Origin of the sequence: Microbacterium sp. GbtcB4 (genome assembly GCF_019091465.1) — a bacterium.
Lineage (GTDB): Bacteria > Actinomycetota > Actinomycetes > Actinomycetales > Microbacteriaceae > Microbacterium > Microbacterium paraoxydans.
The window spans coordinates 1-232 of the sequence record NZ_JAGXJJ010000685.1 but is presented as its reverse complement, the minus strand read 5'-3'; the positions used below and the strand labels follow the sequence as shown (position 1 = coordinate 232).

Here is a 232-nt window from a genome sequence, read left to right as displayed (position 1 = left end):
CTCCTGGAGCAGCTGCGTGACGCGGGCGTCGTCCCGGGTGCGCGCGGAGACTCCCGCTTCAACGAGGGCTACGTGCTCATCCAGATGGACGGCAAGGAGGAGGGCCTGGAGCTTCCGGTGGTGCTGGCCTCGCACATCTTCCTCGTCGGCGAACCGGCCTGAATACCCTCACCGAGGATAGTCAGTTTCCTAGGGTGACATGATCGTTATCTTCCGGTAACCTCGGTCAGGG

1 pseudogene is annotated in these 232 nt (G+C 63.4%); it reads left to right on the top strand.

Annotation, left to right across the window (positions count from 1 at the left end):
- Window positions 1–162: pseudogene (locus KVS71_RS20375) on the top strand (dihydrofolate reductase); the annotation flags it as partial.
- Window positions 163–232: the final 70 nt, after the last annotated feature.